The 21,009-nt window shown below is 68.6% G+C and carries 18 protein-coding genes; 11 read left to right on the forward strand and 7 right to left on the reverse strand.

The genetic code is table 11. The annotated features are described in order from the left end of the window. Positions 1-43: 43 nt before the first annotated feature. Positions 44-2,152, reverse strand: coding sequence for a TonB-dependent receptor family protein (locus tag EV147_RS13060; RefSeq protein WP_130391597.1), 2,109 nt, complete (start codon positions 2,150-2,152; stop codon positions 44-46). A 214-nt stretch (positions 2,153-2,366) separates the two neighbouring features. Here EV147_RS13060 and chrA point away from each other — a divergent pair, with 214 nt between their 5' ends. Next, the gene (gene chrA / locus EV147_RS13065; protein WP_130391598.1) at positions 2,367-3,572 is read left to right on the forward strand and encodes a chromate efflux transporter; all 1,206 of its coding nucleotides are present in this window, start codon (positions 2,367-2,369) and stop codon (positions 3,570-3,572) included. On the opposite strand, the gene EV147_RS13070 is transcribed toward chrA, so the two are convergent. Beyond that, complete coding sequence (locus EV147_RS13070; RefSeq protein WP_130391599.1) at positions 3,566-3,997, reverse strand: VOC family protein; 432 nt, start codon at positions 3,995-3,997, stop codon at positions 3,566-3,568. The two genes, chrA and EV147_RS13070, sit on opposite strands and share 7 nt — an antisense overlap. Before the next feature lie 82 nt (positions 3,998-4,079). On the opposite strand from EV147_RS13070, the gene EV147_RS13075 reads away from it, so the two are divergent. Next, positions 4,080-4,742: a DUF2459 domain-containing protein gene (locus EV147_RS13075; RefSeq protein WP_130391600.1), complete on the forward strand. Its 663-nt coding sequence runs from the start codon at positions 4,080-4,082 to the stop codon at positions 4,740-4,742. Here the strand turns inward: EV147_RS13075 and EV147_RS25935 are convergent. The 3 genes from EV147_RS25935 to EV147_RS13085 form a co-directional block, all read right to left on the reverse strand. Beyond that, positions 4,739-4,903: a hypothetical protein gene (locus tag EV147_RS25935; RefSeq protein WP_157994684.1), complete on the reverse strand. Its 165-nt coding sequence runs from the start codon at positions 4,901-4,903 to the stop codon at positions 4,739-4,741. The genes EV147_RS13075 and EV147_RS25935 overlap by 4 nt on opposite strands. A gap of 92 nt (positions 4,904-4,995) precedes the next feature. Beyond that, positions 4,996-6,534 (reverse strand): catalase, encoded by a 1,539-nt coding sequence (locus tag EV147_RS13080; protein WP_130391601.1) that lies wholly within the window; start codon positions 6,532-6,534, stop codon positions 4,996-4,998. Positions 6,535-7,115: 581 nt separating this feature from the next. Continuing rightward, positions 7,116-8,177, reverse strand: coding sequence for a porin (locus tag EV147_RS13085; protein ID WP_130391602.1), 1,062 nt, complete (start codon positions 8,175-8,177; stop codon positions 7,116-7,118). A 305-nt stretch (positions 8,178-8,482) separates the two neighbouring features. Here EV147_RS13085 and EV147_RS13090 point away from each other — a divergent pair, with 305 nt between their 5' ends. Next, positions 8,483-10,891, forward strand: a complete 2,409-nt coding sequence (locus EV147_RS13090; protein ID WP_407923228.1) for a transglycosylase domain-containing protein — start codon at positions 8,483-8,485, stop codon at positions 10,889-10,891. 55 nt (positions 10,892-10,946) lie between these two features. Here the strand turns inward: EV147_RS13090 and EV147_RS13095 are convergent, their stop codons facing one another. Then, a complete protein-coding gene (locus EV147_RS13095) occupies positions 10,947-11,738 on the reverse strand; it encodes an EAL domain-containing protein (protein WP_130391603.1) in 792 nt (263 codons plus the stop codon). 317 nt (positions 11,739-12,055) lie between these two features. On the opposite strand from EV147_RS13095, the gene EV147_RS13100 reads away from it, so the two are divergent. From EV147_RS13100 to EV147_RS13135, 8 genes are all read left to right on the forward strand, one after another. Beyond that, on the forward strand, positions 12,056-13,159 hold the full coding sequence (locus tag EV147_RS13100) for a substrate-binding domain-containing protein (RefSeq protein ID WP_130391604.1): 1,104 nt from the start codon (positions 12,056-12,058) through the stop codon (positions 13,157-13,159). A 79-nt stretch (positions 13,160-13,238) separates the two neighbouring features. Then, the gene (locus EV147_RS13105) at positions 13,239-14,273 is read left to right on the forward strand and encodes an ABC transporter substrate-binding protein (RefSeq protein WP_130391605.1); all 1,035 of its coding nucleotides are present in this window, start codon (positions 13,239-13,241) and stop codon (positions 14,271-14,273) included. 22 nt (positions 14,274-14,295) lie between these two features. Continuing rightward, complete coding sequence (locus tag EV147_RS13110) at positions 14,296-15,114, forward strand: ABC transporter permease (RefSeq protein ID WP_130391606.1); 819 nt, start codon at positions 14,296-14,298, stop codon at positions 15,112-15,114. Positions 15,115-15,126: 12 nt separating this feature from the next. Continuing rightward, a complete protein-coding gene (locus EV147_RS13115; RefSeq protein WP_130391607.1) occupies positions 15,127-16,014 on the forward strand; it encodes an ABC transporter permease in 888 nt (295 codons plus the stop codon). Beyond that, entirely contained in the window at positions 16,007-17,065 is a 1,059-nt protein-coding gene (locus EV147_RS13120; protein ID WP_130391608.1) for an ABC transporter ATP-binding protein, read from the forward strand. Before EV147_RS13115 ends, EV147_RS13120 begins: the two co-directional genes overlap by 8 nt. Continuing rightward, the gene (locus tag EV147_RS13125; protein WP_130391609.1) at positions 17,062-17,919 is read left to right on the forward strand and encodes a phosphodiesterase; all 858 of its coding nucleotides are present in this window, start codon (positions 17,062-17,064) and stop codon (positions 17,917-17,919) included. The genes EV147_RS13120 and EV147_RS13125 overlap by 4 nt, the downstream gene beginning before the upstream one ends. Positions 17,920-18,176: 257 nt before the next feature. Next, a complete protein-coding gene (locus EV147_RS13130) occupies positions 18,177-18,806 on the forward strand; it encodes a response regulator (protein WP_130391610.1) in 630 nt (209 codons plus the stop codon). Then, complete coding sequence (locus tag EV147_RS13135; protein WP_130391611.1) at positions 18,806-20,605, forward strand: ATP-binding response regulator; 1,800 nt, start codon at positions 18,806-18,808, stop codon at positions 20,603-20,605. Before EV147_RS13130 ends, EV147_RS13135 begins: the two co-directional genes overlap by 1 nt. Here the strand turns inward: EV147_RS13135 and EV147_RS26100 are convergent. Continuing rightward, a complete protein-coding gene (locus EV147_RS26100; RefSeq protein WP_198680235.1) occupies positions 20,598-20,765 on the reverse strand; it encodes a hypothetical protein in 168 nt (55 codons plus the stop codon). The genes EV147_RS13135 and EV147_RS26100 overlap by 8 nt on opposite strands. Positions 20,766-21,009 lie beyond the last annotated feature (244 nt).

Here is a 21,009-nt window from a genome sequence, read left to right on the forward strand (position 1 = left end):
CAACCTTAGGCGCGTCCCGCGCGGCTTGCAAGAGGGGGGCCGCCTACAGCGACGCCCTGAGCCCCACGAAGAAGCGCCGGCCCGGCGACGGCTCGTAGTACCGCCCGTTGGCCTCGTTGACGATGACCGAGCCGAAATAGCGGCGGTCGGCCACGTTGTCGATCCGGCCGAAAACGTAGAGCTGCGTGGCGCCCACCTTGAACGTGTACCCGGTCTTCAGGTTCACGATGAAGTAGCCCGGCGCGGCCTGCGTGTTGAGGTCGTCGGCGTAGACCCGGCTGTCGGCCTTCGCCTCCACGCCCACCATCCACTGGCCCCACGGCCGGTAGGCCACCTCGGCCCCCAGGCTGTGCCGCGCGGTGCCCGGCAGCCGGTTGCCGGCGGCCACCGTGGCGCCCTGCGCGTTGACGAACGACTCGCCGAAGTACGCCGACAGATAGGTATAGCCAAGCCCGGCGGTGAGCCGCTGCGCCGCGCCGAACGCGCCGCGCCAGCCCAGTTCCAGCCCGCGCCGGCGCACGCCATCCACGTTCTGGTAGCTGGTACGGCCGTTGTCGTTGGCCAGCGGCACCACCTCGGCATGGCTGTCGGCGTCGAACAGCGCCACGTCGAGCCGCTGGCCGCCCGACTGCCATTTCATGCCGATCTCGCCCTGGCGGCTGGTCGATGCCTGCAGGCCCAGGTTGGCGCCGGTGCCGCCCGGGCCGTACGCCACCTCGGTCAGCGTGGGGGTCTCGAAACCGCGCCCCAGGTTGGCGTACAGGTTCAGCGTCTCGTGGGCATGCCAGACCGCGCCCAGCACCGGGCTGACGTTGTGGTACGTCGAGGTGCCGCTGTCGTCGGGGCTGGCCGCCGTGATGTAGTGATCGTCGATGCGCAGCCGCACCATGCTGGCGCGCACGCCGCCCACGATCTCCCAGGCCGGATGCACGGTCCAGTTGAACTGGGCGAACGCGCCATAGTCGGCCGCCTCGTCGGTTTCATCGCGCCGCAGAGCGCCCTGCTGGCCGTTGTCGTTGACATAGCCGTGGCGCGCATCGCGCATGCCGTTGGCTTCGATGCCGGCCGTCCATTGCAGCGGCAGCCCGTTGGCCGTGGTCTTGCGCGTCCAGGCCAGCGCCGCCCCGCCATAGGTACGGTCGAGGTCGACGATACCGCCCGCCGAGGTCGGTGCCGCGCCGCTGAACCCGAGCCGCTGGGTCAACTGCCGCCCCCCGCCGTAGAGCCGGAAGTTCAGGCTGTCGCGCTCGGTCAACTGGTGCTCGACCACCACGCCGGCCTGCGTCTGCTCGACATCCTTGCCGGTGTTGAACTGCGTGGCCGCGCCAATGGCCTGGCGCGGGTTGGCATCGGCCTGCGCGCGGGTCAGCCCGAGCGGGTCTTCGGCCAGCGGCTGGCTGAAGTAGTTGAACTGGCCGGTAATCTTCGTGGCCGTGGTCGGCTGCGCCACGACCTTGGCGTTGAGCTGGTAGCGCCGCGCGGCGCTGTGGTCGCGGTAGCCATCGGTCTGGTAGGTCCAGGCATCGAGCGTGGCGCCGAGCTTGTCGTTGCCGCCGCCCAGCATCACGCCAGCCTGCCACTGGCCATCGGAGCCAAACCCGGTCGAGGCGCGCCCGGTGAAGCCACTGCTGGGCGGATCGGGCGTGAAGACCTGCACCACGCCGCCGGACGCGTTGCCGTACAACTGCGCGAACGGCCCGCGCAGGATTTCCACGCGGCTGGCGTTGGCCAGGTCGAACGTGGATGCCTGCCCCTGCCCGTCCGGCATCGTGGCCGGAATGCCGTCGACAAACAGCCGCACGCCACGCACGCCGAACGTGGACCGGCTGCCAAAGCCGCGCACGGCAATCTGAAGATCCTGCGAGTAGTTCTGGCGGTCGCGCACGGCGATGCCGGGGCTGGTCAGCGTCAGTTCCGACAGGCTGACCAGCGGCGAGGTGGCCGTGAGCGGGTTGACGGCGATGCTGTCGATGGCGGCCGGCGCGTCGAAGCGGCGCTGTTCGGCGCGGCTGGCGCTGACCACCACGTCGGGCAGCGTGGTCTCGTCGGCCTCGGCCGCAGCGGACAGCACCAGCGCCGGGGGCAGCAGCAGCCAGCCGAAACGGCGGCGCAGCGGGGACGAACCAGGAAACCAGCCGGTAGCAGCGTGCATGGGGGCGCGATTTGCGAGGTGGAGACTGACATCGATGCCGGACTGCGCCGTTTCAACCGCATGTTGCCTGCCGCGTGACCCAATGGCGCGTGGCGCATAGTCTACCGGCACTTGCCCCGGCTGCGCCGTCGGGCAAACGCTGACACGCGCGTGCGGCTGCCACGGCGCGGTGCTACGCTCGCGGCACCGCCGCCCTTGCCGTCTTCCATCGACCATGACCGCCGTCGCCGCCATCGCCGCCATCGCCGAAGTCTTCGCCGTGTTCCTGCGCCTGGGCCTGACGTCGTTCGGCGGGCCGGTGGCGCACCTCGGCTATTTCCGGGAAGCGTTCGTGACCCGCCGGCGCTGGCTGGGCGAGGCCGCCTACGCCGATATCGTGGCGCTGTGCCAGTTCCTGCCCGGACCGGCCAGCAGCCAGGTGGGCATGGTCATTGGCCTGTCGCGCGCCGGCTACGGCGGGGCGCTGGCCGCATGGCTCGGTTTCACGCTGCCCTCGGCGGTAGCGCTGATCGTGTTCGCCATCGGCCTGGCCGAGTACGGCAGCGCGATCCCGGCCGGGGTGCTGCACGGCCTGAAGCTGGCCGCCGTGGCCGTGGTGGCGCAGGCGGTCTGGGGCATGGCCCGCTCGCTGTGTCCTGATGCGCCGCGGCTGACGCTGATGGTGCTGACGGCCGGCGCGGTGCTGCTGGTGCCGTCGCCATGGTGCCAGCTGGGGGCCATGGTGCTGGCCGGTGCGCTCGGCACGCGCCTGTTCCGCGCGGCCGGCGCCACGGCGCACGAGCCGCTGGCGATTCCGGCCGGGCAGCGGATCGCGGTCCTGTGCCTGCTGGCGTTCCTTGCGCTGCTGATCGCGCTGCCGCTCGCCGCGCGGGCCTCGGGCAGCCACACGGTGGCGCTGCTTGACGCCTTCTTCCGGGCCGGCGCGCTGGTGTTCGGCGGCGGGCACGTGGTGCTGCCGCTGCTGCAGGCGGCCGTGGTACCGCCGGGCTGGGTCGATGCCGATACCTTCCTGGCTGGCTACGGCGCCGCGCAGGCCGTGCCGGGGCCGCTGTTCACGTTCGCCGCGTTCCTCGGTGCGGCCGGTACGCAGCCGCCGCATGGCTGGGCGGGCGGGCTGCTGGCCGTGGCGGCCATCTTCGCCCCGTCGTTCCTGCTGGTGTTCGGCGCGCTGCCGTTCTGGGAAAGGCTGCGCCGGCAACCGGCCGCGCGCGGGGCGCTGGCCGGGGTCAACGCGGCCGTGGTCGGGCTGCTGCTGGCCGCGCTCTACGATCCGGTCTGGACCAGCGGGGTGCGGTCGGCCGCCGACTTCGCGCTGGCCGTGCTGGCGGTGGCCGCGCTGGCGGTCTGGCGCGCGCCGCCCTGGCTCGTGGTGGCTGGCTGCGCGCTGGGCGGCTGGCTGCTGCAGTGGGGCGACTACTGACCCGGCAAGGCCCCGGCATCGTAATTCGCCGAGAATTCGGCGGACGGGGCAATGGGCGTGATGATGTCGAGCATGACGCCGTTCGGATCGGCGGTGATGAAATGGCGCTGGCCGAATGCCTCGTCGCGCAGCGGCAGCAGCATCGGCAGGCCGGCCTTCGACAGCCGGGCGTGGACGGCGTCCACGTCCTCGACCTCGAAATTGATCAGCAGGCCCGCCGCTGTCCGGCCGCGCCCGGCCTCGGGAATGGTCTCGTGGTCGGCGTGCAGGACGGCAAGATTGACCTGTTCGTCCCCGGCCGACTGCAGGTGGACATACCAGTCGGCCTCGAACAACGGGCGGAAGCCGAAGTGCTCTATATAGAAGGACGCCGTGGCAGCGACATCGCGGGTCATGATGACGGGGTAGTAGCTGGTGGTCTTCATCGGATGCTCCGGGGCGAAAAAGCAGATTGGACAGGAATCTGGACAAAAGTTGGATGATTAGCCAGACAGATCGGATGGATCAATGCGTGTAAGCCCCGCCTTCCCTGCCCTGCGCCCGCTTGCCATGGTGCTGGCGGCCGCCAGTTGCGTGCTGGCCGGCTGCGCCACGCACGCGGCGCGCGCCGCGCCGCCGGTGTCCACCATCGACGTGGTGGAGCGCGACTGGCACACCGATGTCTGCCTGCGCACCGCAGACGCCGACGCGGCGCTGCTGCGGCTGACGGCTGGCTACACGGGGTCGAATTTCCTGTGCTTCGGCTTCGGAGACCGCCACTACCTGCTGCAGCGCGAGCCCGGCCCGCTGACGCTGCTCTCGGCGCTGCTGCCCGGCGACGGCGCCATCCTGCTGACGATCCTGCGCGACACCCCCGCCGCGGCGTTCGGCAAGGACAACGTGGTACGGCTGGGCGTGGATGCGGCGGGGCTCGATCGCCTGCGCGCCTTCCTGAACCGCGCGGTCCGCACCGATGGCGCAGGCATGCCCGAGGGCCTGGGCGATGGCCCCTACCCCGGCGGCCTGTATTTCGCCGCAACCGCCCGCTACAACGGCTTCTACACCTGCAACACCTGGACAGCCGACGCGTTGCGCGAGGCCGGGATCCCGATCCTCGGCCCCGTGCTGTTCGCCGAAGGCGTCATGCGGCAGGTCCGTACGTTGCAGGAAGTTGCGGATACAGCACCCTAGCAGGGGCCGGGGCTGCAGACGGTGGTCGAGCTGCCGGCTGGCGGCGTGACGACCGTGGTCCGTTGGGGAGGATTGGGGTCGCTGCTGCTGAACGACACGCAGCCGGCCAGCAGCACCGGCACCAGCAGGAGAACGGCGACTTTCGGCATGGCTCTGGGCATGGTTGGCTCCCTCCACGTGCGCGTGCGCGCGACACAGCCAGTATAGGCAGCGGCCGTGCGCCGCTGCCATCGGCCGCGCTCCTACAGCGGTGTTACTCCTTCAGCGTGGCCGCGCGGCGTTCCACGTCGGCCAGGTCGCCCTTGACCGCCGCCGTCAGGCGCTTGCCGTAGTCGGCGTCGGCCTTGTAGAAGTGGCTCAGCATGACCTGCCGCACCTCGGCGTTCTTCACCGCGCCCAGATCGGCGGCCAGGTTGCCGATCAGGTTGGTCTTGCCCGTGGCCGACAGCCCCCGGTAGTAATCGCCGGCCTGGCTGAAGTTATCGGTACGCGCAATGGCCTGGGTCTGCGTGGTGCCGGCCAGCGGCGTGCGCACATATTGATAGTGCGGATTCTCGGAATAGGCGCCGGGGCGGCGCGACGGCTGGTAGTTGACGTCGCCCTTCGTGCCATCGCCATCGCCGTAGCCGTCGATCTGGTAGTTCTTCACCGGCACGAGCGGACGATTGACCGGCAGCTTCTGCTTGTTGGCGCCCAGCCGGTAGGTCTGCGCGTCGTAGTACGAGAACAGCAGGCCCTGCAGCATGCGGTCCTCGGAGGGCTCGATGCCGGGCACGAGGTTCGACGGCGCAAAGGCCGACTGCTCAGTCACCTCGAAGAAGTTGTCGGGCACCTTGTTCAGCGTCATCGTGCCGATCTTGCGTGCCGGCACGCCGGGCCACACCTTGGTGGAGTCGAGCGGGTCGTACTTGGTCCTGGCCAGTTCCTCGGGCTTCATCGTCTGCACGTAGAGATCCCACTTCGGGTGCTGGCCCTCGTCGATCGCCATGTACAGGTCGGCGGTCAGGTTGTTGAAGTTCATGCCCTGGATCTTCTCGGCCTCGGCCCGGGTCAGGTAGGCCTCGCCCTGCTGCGGCCGCCACTGGAACTTGGCGTAGGTGACCTCCCCCTTCGCATTGACCAGCTTGTAGGCGTGCACGCTGTTGCCCTGCATCTTGCGGTACGAGGCCGGGATGCCGAGATCCGAATAAAGCTGGGTCAGCATGTGCGTGCTCTCGGGCACGTGGCTGAAGAAGTCGAAGAAGCGGTTGGGGTCCTGCAGGTTGGTCACCGGCGACGGCTTGAGCGAATGCACCATGTCCGGGAACTTGATCGCGTCGCGGATGAAGAAGATCGGGGTGTGGTTGCCCACCAGGTCCCAGTTGCCCTGGTCGGTATAGAACTTGGTGGCGAAGCCGCGCGGGTCACGCACGGTCTCGGGCGATCCGCGGCCATGGATCACGGTGGAAAAGCGCACCGTCACCGGCGTGACCTTGCCCGGCGCAGCCAGCAGGCTGGCGGTGGTCAGGTCCGAGAAGTTGCCGGCCGAGACGAACTCGCCCTGCGCTGCCGTGCCGCGTGCGTGCACCACGCGCTCGGGAATGCGCTCGCGGTGGAAGCGCTGCAGTTTCTCGATCAGATGGACGTCCTGCAGCAGCGTGGGGCCGTTCGGGCCGGCCGTCTGCGAGTTCTGGTTGTCGCCAACCGGCGAGCCGTTGTCGCGGGTCATGGTCTGGGCCGCCACGGGCGCGGCCAGCGTGGCAACGAGGCCGAGCACGGCCAGGGAGGTAGGGGTCAGTCGGAGCACTGCCATTTGGGGGGATCCTCGGAAATCGCCGGGGGGCGAATCGGTGAGGGGGCGCCCGCGCATGGTATGTCCGGGGTCAGGCGGCGGCCATTTGCAAATTCCGATCGCGGCGATGGATATTAATCATCACATTCGCCGAACACGCCAAATCGTGCCAGGACTGTTGCAGTCTCGGGGCCGGGCACCAATAAAAAGAGCCGTCTCATGGACGGCCCGATTCCCCGCGTACGTGAATAGACCTCCCAGGCCTGGCGCCTCTGTGGGCACACATGGCGGTCCGCGAAAGGTCCACGCCAGTGTCCGCGGCGACGATTGTGACCACGTGTCGCTTGAAAATTCCGACTTGTACGGCGGAACCGGCTGCGTGACATTCTGGTGATGAAATATTTCGGCAACGTGTCGCCAGGGCGCCCTGTCAGTCACATTCGGACTAGATGGTTGGCGCCGAATGCCGCGAGCAAGACGGCAGTGGCTGCGCTTTCCCGATCCACCAAAGCAGAACGCCCCTCCTCCCGCCAAGCCGGGTGAGGGGCGTTTGTTATCCGGCAGGGGCGGGGGGAAAGGCCCCGTCTGCCGGTGTCTCCCGTTTAGAAGCGGTGACGCACGCCAACCACGGCGCCGGTCTGGTTCGAACCCGGCAGAACCGGCGACGAGCTGCTCATGCTCAGCGCGGCGTTACCCTTGTTCTTCGTGTAGCCGATGTTCAGGTAGGCGTCGGTGCGCTTCGAGAACGCGTAGTCGGCCGACAGCACGAACAGCCACGGATCGTTGTCGCTGTTGTTGGCGTCCAGGTAGTACGCGGCGCCCGTCAGCGACAGGGCCGGCGTCACGCGGTACAGACCGCCCAGCCAGTACACGTTGTTGCGCGAAGCAGCGGTGGCAACGGTGGCGATGCCATCGTCACGCATCCAGCGGTAGCCGGCGAACACCTTGGCAACCTTGAAGTCGTACGACGTACCGACAGCCAGGCGCTTGACGGCGCGGTCCGAGACCTGCGGGGCGACGCCGCCCTGGTACTGGTCGTAGGCGGTACCGATCGAGAAGCCACCAGCCGTGTAGGCCACGCCGGCGCCGAAGTTGCGGCCGGCTTCGTAGTTGCCCGGCACTTCGCCGTTGTTGTCGCGGCCCGTGCTGTAGAAAGCCGTGGTGGTCAGGCCACCGAACTTGCCCGTGTACTTCAGCGCGTTGTCAGCGCGGCCGTTGAAGGCCGAATCCACCGAGTTCAGCGAGTACTTCGGGCCAACGCCCATCGGGTCGTAGGCGCCGAACAGGTCGTACAGCGAGTTCTGCTGGCGACCCAGGGTCACCGTGCCGAACGTGCCTTGCAGGCCCACGAACGCCTGGCGGCCGAACAGGCGGTTGCCCTGGCCCGACGTGCCGGTGTCGATGTCGAAGCCCGACTCCAGGGTGAAGATCGCCTTCAGCCCGTTGCCCAGATCTTCGGTGCCACGCAGGCCCCAGCGCGAACCGGACATATTGCCCGAGCTCACCTTGACGGAGCTGCCGTTCTGGGCGGCGGTACCGGTGTGGTTGGCGTATTCGATGCCGGCATCGACGATACCGTACAGCGTGACGTTGGACTGTGCCGATGCAACGCCGGACAGGGCGCAGGTACCCGCGGCCGCCAGGGCAAATAGAGCTTTCTTCACTGTGAGATTCTCGTTTTGTTAAGACATTGAGATGCTTCCCCGCCTCGTCCGTTGGTGCGGAACCATTACGTTCTTGTCACTTTTCGAAACGATGACCGTTGGGGGCACGCGAATTGTTTCAATCCAATGTGACACTTATGTGTCTATATCGGCGCAAACTGGTGCAGGTGAGTCAAAACTGGGGCAAGTCGTTGTTTTTCCGCACCAAAAGATACGGGTTTTCCCGATCTCCGGTTTGGTACGATGCAGGCTTTCTGTGAAAGGCATTTGACAGTCCCGTGGCGGTTTGCCCACGCCCGGCTGCCATGCCCGCATCGATGCGCCCGGATTTCTATCAGACCAAGATCGCCCCACGGCTCGCACCGCTGCGCCAGCATCTGCGACGCCCCACCCGCCGTACCGTGTTGCTGGCCGCCGCCGCCGTGCCTGCCCTGTTCCTGTTGTACGTGGTGGTGCTGATCCCGTTTACGCCGGGCATCAGCGAGCTGCGCAAGGCCAAGTCCGAGCAGCCCGCCCAGGTGTTGTCGGCCGATGGCAAGGAGCTGGCGGTGTACCGCTGGGCCAACCGCGACTGGGTCAGGCTCTCGGAAATTTCGCCGAACGTGGTGGATGCGCTGATCGCCACCGAGGACCACCGCTTCTATGACCACCACGGGCTGGACTGGCGCCGTACCGCCTCGGCGGCGGTGCACACGTTCTCGGGCGACCGCCAGGGCGGCTCGACGATTACCCAGCAGCTGGCCCGCAACCGCTACCCGGACGAGATCGGCCGCGCGCCCACCATGACGCGCAAGCTCAAGGAGGCGATCACCGCGTTCAAGCTGGAGGCGCTCTACTCGAAGGAAGAAATCCTCGAAACCTACCTGAACACGGTGCCGTTCCTGTACAACGCGTTCGGCATCGAGATGGCCGCGCGCACGTACTTCGACAAGTCCGCCCGCAAGCTCGATGTGCTCGAAGCCGCCACGCTGATCGGCATGCTCAAGGGCAACAGCTACTACAACCCGGTGCTGAACCCGCAGCGCGCGCTGGAACGGCGCAACATCGTGCTCGGGCAGATGGTCAAGCGCGGCAAGCTCGACGCGGCGCGCTTCGAGGCGCTGCGCAAGCGGCCGCTGCGGATCGATTTCGAGCGCCAGGTCGAGGAACCGGGGCCGGCCGCCCACTTCGCCCAGCAACTGCGCAAATGGCTGATTTCCTGGGCCGACAGCAACGACTACAACCTCTATACCGATGGCCTCGTGGTGCGCACCACGATCGATTCGCGGCTCCAGGCGGCGGCCAACCAGGCCGTGGCGCGCCAGGGCAACCAGCTCCAGTCGATTGCCAACGCCGCCTGGGCGCCCCGCGCGGGCTGGGGCGAGAGCCGTGCACTGGTGCAGTCCTTCGTGCGCGAGACGCCGGAGTTCCGCAACGCGGTAGCCGCCGGCCAGCCCGAGGACGAGGTGCTCCAGCACCTGATGCGCGACAACGCCTTCATGCAGGCGCTACGCCAGACCAAGACGCGCGTCCAGGCCGGTTTCATGGCGCTGGACCCCGCTACCGGCGAGATTCGCGCCTGGGTGGGCAGCCGCGATTTCAGCGTGGACGCGTTCGACCACGTGGCCCAGGCCCGCCGCCAGCCCGGCTCGACGTTCAAGCCATTTGTCTACGGTGCGGCGTTCGCACGCGGCACCAGTCCCGACGAGACCTTTGTCGACCAGCCCGTGGAAATGCAGCTGGCCGGCGGCGAGGTCTGGCGTCCCACCGACGAATCTCCGGCCTCGGGCCGCGCCATGAGCCTGCGCGACGGGCTGGTCTACTCCAGGAACACGATTACCGCGCAACTGGTGCAGAGCGTGGGGCCCGAGCGCGTGGCGCGCCTGGCCCGCGCGATGGGCGTGCGCGACAGCAAGCTCGAAGAAGTGCCGTCGCTGGCGCTGGGCACGAGCCCGGTCACGCTGCGCGAGATGGTATCGGCCTACGGCACCATCGCCAACGGCGGGCAGTACATCGCCCCGTCGATGCTGACGCGCATCGAGGACCGCCAGGGCAACGTGCTGGCGCAGTTCCGCCCGGCCTCGGCGCAGCGCGCGCTGTCGCCCACGGCCAACGAGACGCTGCTCGACGTGATGCGCGACGTGGTGGACCGGGGCACCGGCACGGCAATCCGCAGCCGCTACGGCATCCGCGCCGACGTGGCCGGCAAGACCGGCACCACGCAGGACAATGCCGATGGCTGGTTCATCCTGATGCATCCGCAACTGGTGGCCGGCGCGTGGGTGGGGTTCAACGACAGCCGCGTGACGCTGCGCAGCGACTACTGGGGCCAGGGCGCCCATAGCGCGCTGCCGATCGTCGGCGATTTCTACCAGCGCGCCATCCGCGCCCGCGTGGTCGATGGCCGGGCACGGTTCGCGGAGGTCGATCGGAAGACGTGGTATTCGGGGCTGACGGAAACGGTACGCGGCTGGTACGGCAAGCTGTTCGCGTCGAAGCCGGCCGAGGAGCCGGCGTCGGCGCCCCGGCCCGCACCGCGGCGCCCGGTACTGCCCACGACCGAGGCCGAAGCCCTGCCGCCAGCGTCGTCACCGTCTGCCCTCGGGGACAACAGCCTGGCGCTGGACCCGGGCGAGGTGGTGGAGGCAGTGGTCGATGACGGGGCGTCGGCGCCCGGGGCGGAAGTGCCGGCGAGCGAGGCGGTGGCACCGGCCTCCGCGCCTGCGGCGCTGTGAGGGCGTTGCTTCTCTGTTGATTTGCTCCCCTCTCCCGCGACGCGGGAGAGGGGAATTACTTCGCCAGCCGCAGCCTTCCCCGATGCAGCGCCCGCAGCGCCGGCTCCGACAACGTCAGCGGCGGCTGCGCGGTGGGCCGTCCGAGCAGGTATCCCTGCGCGTAATCGATCCCCATGTCGCGGCACACGATCAGGTCTTCCTCGCGTTCGATGCCTTCGGCGATAAGCCGGGTGCCCGCGCGGGCGGCGAGCTTGCAGAGTCCTTCCAGCGCCTCGCGCTGGAACGGCGATGACGCCACGCCGTCGATGATGACGCGGGCCAGTTTCACATAGTCCGGTTGCAGCGTGATCCACTGGCCCAGGCTGGCATGGCCGGTGCCATAGTCATCGAGCGCGAACTGGGCGCCCCGGCTGCGGATGGCAAAGACGGCCTTGGCAAGCGATTCCAGCTGGCCCAGCGGCGCCTGCTCGGTCAGTTCCAGCACGATGCGGTCGGACGGCAGGCCGTGCAGTTGCAGGAATGCACGCACGTCGTCGCGCGTGTCCTCGATGTCGCGGATCGAATCGGCGCTGTAGTTCAGGAACAGCTTGCCCGGCAGGCCGGCTTCGGCGAACGCGGCAATCGACATGCGCGCGGCCAGCCGTTCGGCCTCGACCAGCCGGCCCACGCGCGTGGCTTCGGCAAACAGTGCCAGCGGGCTCTCCAGCGGCGTGCCGGCCGGGCCCCGGATCAGCGCCTCATAGCCGAATACATCGCCGGTAGCCAGCGCGCCAATGGGCTGGAAGACTGGCTGGAGCCATCGATGGGCTAGGCAATCGGCAATGGAGGGCGTCTCGGGTCGTGACAAGGCTTTGCGCTCAAACTGGCTATGGATCGTGTTCGGATCATGCTGTGGGTCGATGCCTCTTCCACGAATGGTCTATCGGCAGCCCGGAGTGATCCCTTGAGCGCTGTCGCATCCCGCTTCGGGAGGGTTCTCCACAGGCCCGATCTGTCATCGCGTTGTCATCGAAGCCGCCCAGAATGCCGGCAACCACAGGCGCGGGACTTCCTTTCGCCGCACTCCGATGCGGCACTGCAGCAGAAGATTTCCTTGACGCCTGATTTTTCGGCGCTTCAATGAAAACGTTTTCATTGCGGATTCGCCCCCACTTCGAGGAATGCATGCCGCCATCCCGCCGCGCCGCCAATTCGCTACAGTCGCCCCGGCTGGCCTCGGCCGAACCGGGCCACGGCGTGACGCTGGCCGACGTGGCGCTGGCGGCCAAGGTGTCGCTGGCCACGGCCTCGCGCGTCTTCAGCCACCCCCAGCTGGTGCGGGAAGCCACCGCCCAGCGCGTGCATGACGCCGCGCGCCGGCTGTCGTTCCGCCCCAACCTGCTCGGCGCCAAGCTCCGGGCCCAGCAGACGCGCATCATCGGCGTGATGCTGCCCACGCTCGACAATGCCGTGTTCGCCGAGTGCTGGCGCGGAATTGAAGAATCGGCGATGTCGGCAGGTTACTCGCTGATGCTGGTCACCAGCAACTACGAGCCGGCGCGCGAGCGCGAGCGGGTGGAGTATCTGTTGCGCCATCGCGTCGACGGCATGGTGCTGACCGTGGCCGACGCCAGCGACAGCACCGTGCTCGACCAACTCGACCGCGAGGCCGTGCCCTATGTGCTGGCCTACAACCAGGTGGCGGCACAGGGCACCGGCAGCCAGCGGCACTCGGTTTCGGTGGACAACCGCACCAGCGCGGACGAGGGCGTCAAGGCGCTGATCGCGGCCGGGCACCGGCGCATTGCGGTGATTTCGGGCGCGTTCACCGCCTCGGACCGCGCCCGGCAACGCTTCGCCGGCTACGAGGACGCCATGCGCGCGAACGGGCTGCCCGTGCTGGCGCCGGTCAACCTGCCCTCGCACACCGCCAGCAACGCCGACCAGATTCGCCGGCTGATGGCGGACGGCACGGCGCCTACCGCCTTTTTCTGCACCAATGACCTGCTTGCCATCGGCGTGATTTCCGACCTGAAACGGCTGGGGCTGCGCGTGCCCGCCGATGTGTCGGTGCTCGGCTACGACGGTATCGCGCTGGGCGGGCTGGTCGAGCCACCGCTGGCAACCGTGGTGCAGCCCAATGCCGACATCGGCGCGCAGGCCATTGCCCGGCTGCTGCGGCGGCTGGGCAGCGCCGGGGCCCCGCAACTGGCCGATGCCGCCGCCTCCCAGGCGCTGCTCCTGCCCCACGCGCTGCGCCTGGGCGGCACTGTCGGACCGCCCGCCTGACCCGTCTTCGTTGTTTTCGCTGTCGCTGCATCCGGCGGACTCCGCTCCGCCCCAACCGTCATCTCACCGGGAGCCTTACATGTCGACGCAATCCTTCTGGCGCCGTCCGCTGCGCTGGCTGGCCTTCACCGCCTCCGCCGCCACGCTGGCCGCCACGTTCAGCCAGGGTGCCTTCGCGCAGACCGCCATCTGCTACAACTGCCCGCCGGAATGGGCCGACTGGGCCGCGCAGATCCGCGCGATCAAGGAAAAGACCGGCGTCACCGTGCCGCACGACAACAAGAACTCGGGCCAGTCGCTGGCCCAGCTCGTGGCCGAGAAGGCCGCCCCCGTGGCCGACGTGACCTACCTGGGCGTGACCTTCGGCATCCAGGCCAAGGCCGACAGCGTGACGCAGCCGTACAAGCCGGCGCACTGGAATGACATTCCCGACGGCCTGAAGGACCCGCAGGGCAACTGGTTCGCCATCCACTCGGGCACGCTGGGCTTCATGGTCAATGTGGACGCGCTGCGCGGCAAACCCGTGCCGCAGTCGTGGGCCGACCTGCTCAAGCCCGAGTACAAGGGGCTGGTGGGCTACCTCGACCCGGCCAGCGCGTTCGTGGGCTATGTGGGCGCCGTGGCCGTGAACCAGGCCATGGGCGGCACGCTCGACAACTTCGGCCCGGCGTTCAAGTACTTCCGCGACCTGCAGAAGAACCAGCCGATCGTGCCGAAGCAGACCGCCTACGCCCGCGTGCTGTCTGGCGAAATTCCGATCCTGCTCGACTACGACTTCAACGCCTACCGCGCCAGGTACAAGGACCGCGCCAACGTGGCCTTCGTGATCCCGAAGGAAGGCTCGCTGGTGGTGCCCTACGTGATGAGCCTGGTCAACAACGCCCCGCACGCCGCCGAAGGCCGCAAGGTGCTCGACTTCGTGCTGTCCGACCAGGGCCAGGCGCTGTGGGCCAACGCCTACCTGCGCCCGGTGCGCAACGTGCCGATGCCGGCCGAGGTGCAGCAGCGCTTCCTGCCCGCCGCCGACTACGCACGCGCCAAGCCGGTGGATTTCGGCAAGATGGCACAGGTGCAGAAGGCGTTCAGCGACCAGTACCTGAAGGAAGTCCGCTGAGTTTGCGGACCGGACCCCAGCCATGACGCAACGCTCCCCTGCCCTGTTCCTGTTCGCGCTACCGGCGCTCGTGGTGTTCCTGGCGTTCTTCTGCCTGCCGATGGCGCGCCTGATCGAGGTCAGCCTGACCGGCAAGCAGGGAGCGGGCGTCTACTGGATCGTGCTGACCAGCCCGCGCTACCTGCACAGCCTGCTGGTGACCGTGGTGCTGTCGGCGCTGGTGACGCTGGCCACGCTGGTGATTGCCGGCATTGCCGGCACGTTCCTGCAGCGCCACCCGGTGCCGGGCAAGCCGGTGCTGGTGGCGATGCTGACCTTTCCGCTGGCCTTCCCGGGCGTGGTGATCGGCTTCATGGTCATCATGCTCGGCGGTCGCAACGGCCTGCTGGCGACCATCGGCGACGCGCTGGCCGGCGAGCGCTGGACCTTCGCCTACGGGCTGGCCGGGCTGTTCGTCGGCTATCTCTATTTTTCGATTCCGCGCGTGATCCTGACCGTGATGGCCGCCGTGGAAAAACTCGACACCTCGCTGGAGGAAGCGGCCCGCTCACTGGGCGCCAGCCCGTGGCGCGTGGTGCGCGACGTGATGCTGCCCGCGTTGATGCCGGCCATGCTGTCGAGCGGCGCGATCTGCTTCGCCACGAGCATGGGCGCCTTCGGCACGGCCTTCACGCTGGCCACCCAGCTCGATGTGCTGCCGCTGACCATCTACAACGAATTCACCAACTACGCCAATTTCGGCATGGCCGCCGCGCTGTCGATCCTGCTCGGCGCGGTCACGTGGGCGCTGCTGGCGCTGGCGCGCTGGTACTCGGGCGACGCCGTCGCCGCCACGGCCTGAAGGAGCGACGCGATGACGACATCCTCCCCCCGCCGCGCCGGCTACTGGCTGCAACTTGCGCTGACGCTGGCCGTCTGCGCGTTCATGACCGTGCCCGTGGTGCTGTCGGTACTGGCCGGGCTGACCAACAACATCTTCGTCGGGCTGTCGAGCGGGCTGACCACGCGCTGGCTGGTGGAAGTCTGGGCGCTGTACCGCAACACGATCTTCCTCTCGCTGGGCATCGCGCTGGCCTGCCTGGCGTGCACGCTGGTGATCGGGGTGCCGGCCGCCTACTACATGGCGCTGCGCCGCAACCGCGTGACGCGGCTGATCGAGGAACTGCTGATGCTGCCCGTGGCGCTGCCGGGGCTGGCCACCGCGCTGGGCCTGATCCTGCTCTACGGCAGCTTCCAGGGCCTGCGCACGAGCTGGGTGTTCATCCTGATCGGCCACGTGCTGTTCACGCTGCCGTTCATGGTGCGCGCGGTGCTGGCGATCCTCTCCGCCATCGACATCCGCACACTCGAAGACGCCGCCGCCAGCCTCGGTGCCTCCCGGCTGCAGCGCTTCTTCACGGTGGTGCTGCCGAACTGCCGCCAGGGCATCCTGGCCGGCGCGCTGATGGTAGTGACGCTGTCCGTGGGCGAATTCAACCTGACCTGGATGCTGCACACGCCCACCACGCAGACACTGCCCGTGGGGCTGGCCGACAGCTACGCGTCGATGCGGCTGGAAATCGGCTCGGCCTACACCATCGTCTTCTTCGTGATGATCATTCCGCTGCTGGTGTTCATGCAGGCACTCAGCGCGCTGGGCGCCCGCGCGCGCCGCCATGCCCCGGACGCCGCTGCCGAGGCCGCCGCCCTGCCAACCCTCTCCCCCGATACCCGCCCTGCCGCCGAGACCCGCCATGCATGAGCCCACTTCGATCCGCGTGCGCCAGTGCGCCAAGACCTTTGCCGACGGCACCGTCGCGCTGCAGCCGCTCGACCTCGACATCGGGGCCGGCGAGACCGTGGTGCTGCTGGGCCCGTCCGGCTGCGGCAAGACCACCACGCTGCGCATCATCGCCGGGCTGGAGCAACCCGACGCCGGCGGCGAGGTCTGGTTCGGCGAGACGCGTGTGACAGACCAGCCCATCGAGCGGCGCGGCGTGGGCATGGTGTTCCAGAACTACGCGCTGTTCCCGAACATGACCGTGGCGGAGAACATCGGCTACGGCCTGCGCGTGCGCCGCACCGACGCCGCCACGCGGCGCCGCCGCGTGGACGAGATGCTGGCGATGATGCACCTGGAGCCGTTCGCGGACCGCCGCATCGACCAGCTCTCGGGCGGCCAGCGGCAGCGCGTGGCCCTGGCGCGCGCCATCGCAGTGCAGCCGCGCGTGCTGCTGCTGGACGAGCCGCTGACCGCCCTCGACGCCAAGCTGCGCGATACGCTGCGCGCCGACATCAACCAGTTGCTGCGCAGCCTGCACATCACCGCCGTCTACGTCACGCACGACCAGGCCGAGGCCATGGCGCTGGGCGACCGCATCATCGTGATGGACCGGGGCCGCATCGCCCAGTCCGGCACGCCGCAGGACATCTACCGCCAGCCCGCCAACGCCTTCGTGGCCGATTTCATCGGCACCATGAACCATCTGCCGGGCCAGGCCGAAGCCGGCCGCTGGCGCGTGCCGGGCGGCACGGTGCCGATGGGGCCGCCGCAGGACCTGCCGGTATCGGCCTCGGTGCGGCTGATGTTCCGGCCCGAGGACGTGGCGCTGGCCCACGGCGACCACGCCCATGTGGAGGGCACCATCGTGACCGCGCTGTTCCTCGGCAACCACACGCGGCTGCTGGTGGACGTGGGCGCGCCGGCACCGCTGATCGTCGATACCGCGCGCCGCGACGCCTGGCAGGCCGGCCAGCGCGTGGGCCTGCGCATCGACACCGACCACCTGATCACACTCGCGCAGGCCGCATGAACCAAGCCGCCACCCCCACTCCGTACCTCGTTGCCCAACTGACCGACCTGCACATCAAGGCCGGCGGCAAGCTGTCGTACCGCCGCGTCGATACCGCCGGCGCGCTGCACACGATGATCGACACGCTGCTGGCCGCGCCGCAGGTGCCCGATATCGTGGTGGTGACCGGCGACCTCGTCGACTTCGGCGACGAACACGAATACCGCTTCCTGCGCGACATCCTGCAGCGCCTGCCGATGCCCGTGAAGCTGCTGCCCGGCAACCACGACCACCGCACCACGCTGCGCCGGGTGTTCCACGACCACGGCTACCTGTTCGCCAACGGCGACGGCGAGGCGGCCATGCACTATGCGATCGACGCCGGGCCGCTGCGGCTGGTGGCGTTCGACTGCACGCTGCCGGGCCAGCCGGGCGGCCGCGCCACGCCCGACGGCCTGGCGTGGCTGGACGCCACGCTGGCCGCCGCGCCGGTCCGCCCCACGCTGGTGATGCTGCACCACCCGCCGTTCCACACCGGTATCGGCCACATGGACGCGCAGGGGCTCGACAACGCCGCCGCGCTGGAAGCCGTGATCGCCCGCCACCCGCAGGTGGAGCGCGTGATCTGCGGCCATCTGCACCGCCATATCACGCGCCGCTTCGGCGGCACCATCGCCATGACCGCGCCGGGGCCGGCGCACCAGGTGGCGCTGGACCTCGACCCGCAGGCCCGGTCGCGCTTCCGCATGGAGCCGCCGGGCTACCTGCTGCATTGGTGGCATCCGGCGCACGGACTGGTCACGCACCTCGCCGCAAGTGGCGATTACGGCCCTTTACACCCGTTTTTCGATGCCGATGGGCGGCTGATCGATTGATCGACCGATGAGGCTGCAGGCAAAAAAATACCCGCAGCCGGGAGGTAGCGGGTAGAGAAGTGGTATGGACAAGTCGCGGAAATTGTCCAGGGCCGATGCTGTCACCGCCACACTACGCCGCCAATAATCTTTCCGGACTACATCGCACGGCCGATGGCGGCCGGGCATGGACAAGCCGGCTGGAATCCAGTCCAATCTGGTGCCTGCCGCTTGCGGCACCCATCCGCCCTGCCCCACCGCCGCCCCGAAACGCCCCCATGCTGCGCGCCCGACTCCTGCTGATCGACGACCACACCCTGTTCCGCACGGGCCTGAAGCTGCTGCTGGCCGATAGCCCGAGCGTGGCCTCGATCATCGAGGCCGGCGCGGTCATGCAGGCCGTGGAGGAGCACGGGCACCAGCCGGTGGACATCGTGCTGCTCGACATCCAGATGCCGGGCCTGAACGGCATCGAGGGCGTGCGTGTGCTGCGCCGGCACTTTCCGGCCGCGCGCATCGTGATCGTCTCGGGCACCTCGGGCATCGAGGCAATTCCCGCCGAGGCGCGCCGCGAAATTGCCGGCTTCCTGCCCAAATCCGCCGATGCCAGCGAGATCGAGCAGGCCATTGCGGGCTGCCTGGCCGGCGGCACGCACTTCCCGGCGGACGCGCCGCGCGCCGGCGCCACGGCCGCCTACCAGCCGAGCCAGCTCACGCCGCGCCAGCTGGAAGTGCTGAACCAGCTCAACCAGGGCCGCTCGAACAAGGTCATCGCCTACCACCTAGGGCTGTCAGAAAACACGGTGCGCGTGCACGTGGCCGCCATCCTCGACCACCTTGGCGTGGTCAGCCGCGTGGAAGCCATCCTCGAAGCGCAGCGCCGCGGCCTGGTGCAGGCGCAGCGCTGATGCGACTGCCGTCCCTGCCTCCCCTGTTCCCGCGCTACGACGAGCCGCGCCTGCTCACGGCGCAGATGGAGCTGATCGACCAGAGCTTCGGCATGGCCATGCTCGGCTGTTCGCTCGCGGCGCTGATCCTGGGTGCCGGGCTGGCCATGACCGATGGCCACCCGGGCGCCCTGCCGTGGGCCGTCGTCATGGTCATCATGTGCGCCATTGCTCACTTTGGACGACTGGCGCTGCCGGGCCGGCTGACCGAGGCCGGCTCGGGCCGCTATGCGCGCGCCATGACGGCGATGCTGGTGCTGATCGGCAGCTTGTGGGGGCTGGTGGCGTGGCTCTATCTCGATATCCGCTCGCCAGCCGTGGTGATCTGCGTGCTGTCGCTGATCGCGGGCATGAGCGCCGCCGCGCTGGCGGTGTTCTCGGCCTGCCTGCCCGTGGCGGTGGGCTTTTTCGTGCCGGCCATCGTGCCGGTCTGGGCCGCGTTCCTGAATACGCGCGACGTGGCCTACCTGCCGATGTTCCTCGGCACGCCACTTTACCTGTTCGTGCTGATCGTGTTCGCGCGCAACTATGCGCGGGTGGCCAGCCACGCCATTGCGCTGCGCTTCGAGAACGTGGAACTGATCTCGCAGCTCCGCGACCAGACCGCACGCGCCGGCCAGGCGCAACGCGAGGCCGAAGAGGCCAACCGCGCCAAATCGGTGTTCCTGGCCTCGGCCAGCCATGACCTGCGCCAGCCGCTGCACGCGCTGGGCCTGTTCCTGGTGTCGCTGGGCCGCACGCCGCTCGATACCCGGCAGCGGCAACTGCTCGACCATATCGAGGCGTCGTCGGGCGCGGCGCGCGAAATGCTCAATACGCTGCTCGATTTCTCCAAGCTGGAGGCGGGCGTGGTCACGCCACGGCCCCGGCCGTTCCGGCTGCAGCCGATCCTGCACAAGCTCGAAAACGAGTTCGCCCCGCAGGCCGACGCCCGGGGGCTGATCTACCGGACCCGTGACACCACGGCCACGCTGTTCGGCGATGCCACGCTGGTCGAACTGATCCTGCGCAACCTGATCGCCAACGCCATCCGCTATACCCGCACCGGCGGATTGCTGGTGGGGTGCCGGATGCGGCGCTTTCACGTGTCAGTGGAGGTCTGGGACACCGGTATCGGCATTCCGGCAACCCAGCATGGCGAGATCTTCCGCGAGTTCCACCAACTCGGGAATCCCGAGCGCGACCAGCGCAAGGGGCTGGGCCTGGGCCTGGCCATCGTGGAGGGGCTGGCGCGCACGATGCAGACGCGGGTCACGCTCGATTCCACGCCAGGGCGCGGGTCGGTTTTCCGCCTGCGGCTGCCGCTGGCGTGGACCGCGCCCGAGGAGACTGCCCATCCCGATACCGCCATGCGGCTCGATGGCCTGCACGTGCTCGTGATCGACGACGACGCGGCGATCCGCGAGGCCATGGCGGGACTGCTTTCGGTATGGAACTGCCCGAACCGGTCAGCCGAATCGGGGGAAGAGGCGCTCGCCATCGTCGCCGACGGCTTTACGCCGGACCTGATCCTGGCCGACTACCGGCTGCGCGGGCACCGCACGGGACATGAGGCGATGGCCGCGATCCGCGAGCGGCTGGGCCGCCAGATCCCGACCATCATCATCACCGGCGACACCGCCGCCGACCGGCTGCGCAATGTGCACGCGGGCGGGACCGCGCTGCTGCACAAGCCCGTGGTGCCCGGCGAACTCCACGCGGCCATCACCGTCCTGCTGCGCCACGCGCCCGCCACGGCGGACGCCGGGCAGCTCAGCTGATCGCGCGCATTGGCAGCAACGAATAAACCATGACGAGCACGCCGACAATGGCCGGCGAGACGTACTTGAAAGCCAGGCTCTGCGACTGCACGCCCAGATAGGCGTACATGCACAGCAGCAACATGGCGACGATGTAAACGAGGCTGTCATAGACTTGCATGGTGTCTCCCAGAGTTCGTTCTACGACTACTTCTGTGATGGCGGGCCGGCTCGTGGGGCACCCGCTTTTGTAATGCCACTGCAATCTATTGAGGCGATGGTCGCGCCATCGTCAGGGCGCGGCAATCATGGTTATCCCTCCGTTATTGGCGTTTTAACGATGGCGCGGGGTGCGAGAAATGGGGGGGATGTGATCGGCTCCCCGCTCCCATGACATGGGAGAGGGGTCGGGGGAGAGGGCAAGC

The organism is Cupriavidus agavae (genome assembly GCF_004217045.1).
In the GTDB taxonomy this organism is placed as follows: Bacteria; Pseudomonadota; Gammaproteobacteria; order Burkholderiales; family Burkholderiaceae; genus Cupriavidus; species Cupriavidus agavae.

Coding starts and splice junctions, on each gene's coding strand:
- EV147_RS13060 (WP_130391597.1), bottom strand. CDS start 2,152: ATGCACGCTGCTACCGGCTGGTTTCCTGGTTCGTCCCCGCTGCGCCGC.
- chrA (WP_130391598.1), top strand. CDS start 2,367: ATGACCGCCGTCGCCGCCATCGCCGCCATCGCCGAAGTCTTCGCCGTG.
- EV147_RS13070 (WP_130391599.1), bottom strand. CDS start 3,997: ATGAAGACCACCAGCTACTACCCCGTCATCATGACCCGCGATGTCGCT.
- EV147_RS13075 (WP_130391600.1), top strand. CDS start 4,080: ATGCGTGTAAGCCCCGCCTTCCCTGCCCTGCGCCCGCTTGCCATGGTG.
- EV147_RS25935 (WP_157994684.1), bottom strand. CDS start 4,903: ATGCCCAGAGCCATGCCGAAAGTCGCCGTTCTCCTGCTGGTGCCGGTG.
- EV147_RS13080 (WP_130391601.1), bottom strand. CDS start 6,534: ATGGCAGTGCTCCGACTGACCCCTACCTCCCTGGCCGTGCTCGGCCTC.
- EV147_RS13090 (WP_407923228.1), top strand. CDS start 8,483: ATGCCCGCATCGATGCGCCCGGATTTCTATCAGACCAAGATCGCCCCA.
- EV147_RS13100 (WP_130391604.1), top strand. CDS start 12,056: ATGCCGCCATCCCGCCGCGCCGCCAATTCGCTACAGTCGCCCCGGCTG.
- EV147_RS13105 (WP_130391605.1), top strand. CDS start 13,239: ATGTCGACGCAATCCTTCTGGCGCCGTCCGCTGCGCTGGCTGGCCTTC.
- EV147_RS13110 (WP_130391606.1), top strand. CDS start 14,296: ATGACGCAACGCTCCCCTGCCCTGTTCCTGTTCGCGCTACCGGCGCTC.
- EV147_RS13115 (WP_130391607.1), top strand. CDS start 15,127: ATGACGACATCCTCCCCCCGCCGCGCCGGCTACTGGCTGCAACTTGCG.
- EV147_RS13120 (WP_130391608.1), top strand. CDS start 16,007: ATGCATGAGCCCACTTCGATCCGCGTGCGCCAGTGCGCCAAGACCTTT.
- EV147_RS13125 (WP_130391609.1), top strand. CDS start 17,062: ATGAACCAAGCCGCCACCCCCACTCCGTACCTCGTTGCCCAACTGACC.
- EV147_RS13130 (WP_130391610.1), top strand. CDS start 18,177: ATGCTGCGCGCCCGACTCCTGCTGATCGACGACCACACCCTGTTCCGC.
- EV147_RS13135 (WP_130391611.1), top strand. CDS start 18,806: ATGCGACTGCCGTCCCTGCCTCCCCTGTTCCCGCGCTACGACGAGCCG.
- EV147_RS26100 (WP_198680235.1), bottom strand. CDS start 20,765: ATGCAAGTCTATGACAGCCTCGTTTACATCGTCGCCATGTTGCTGCTG.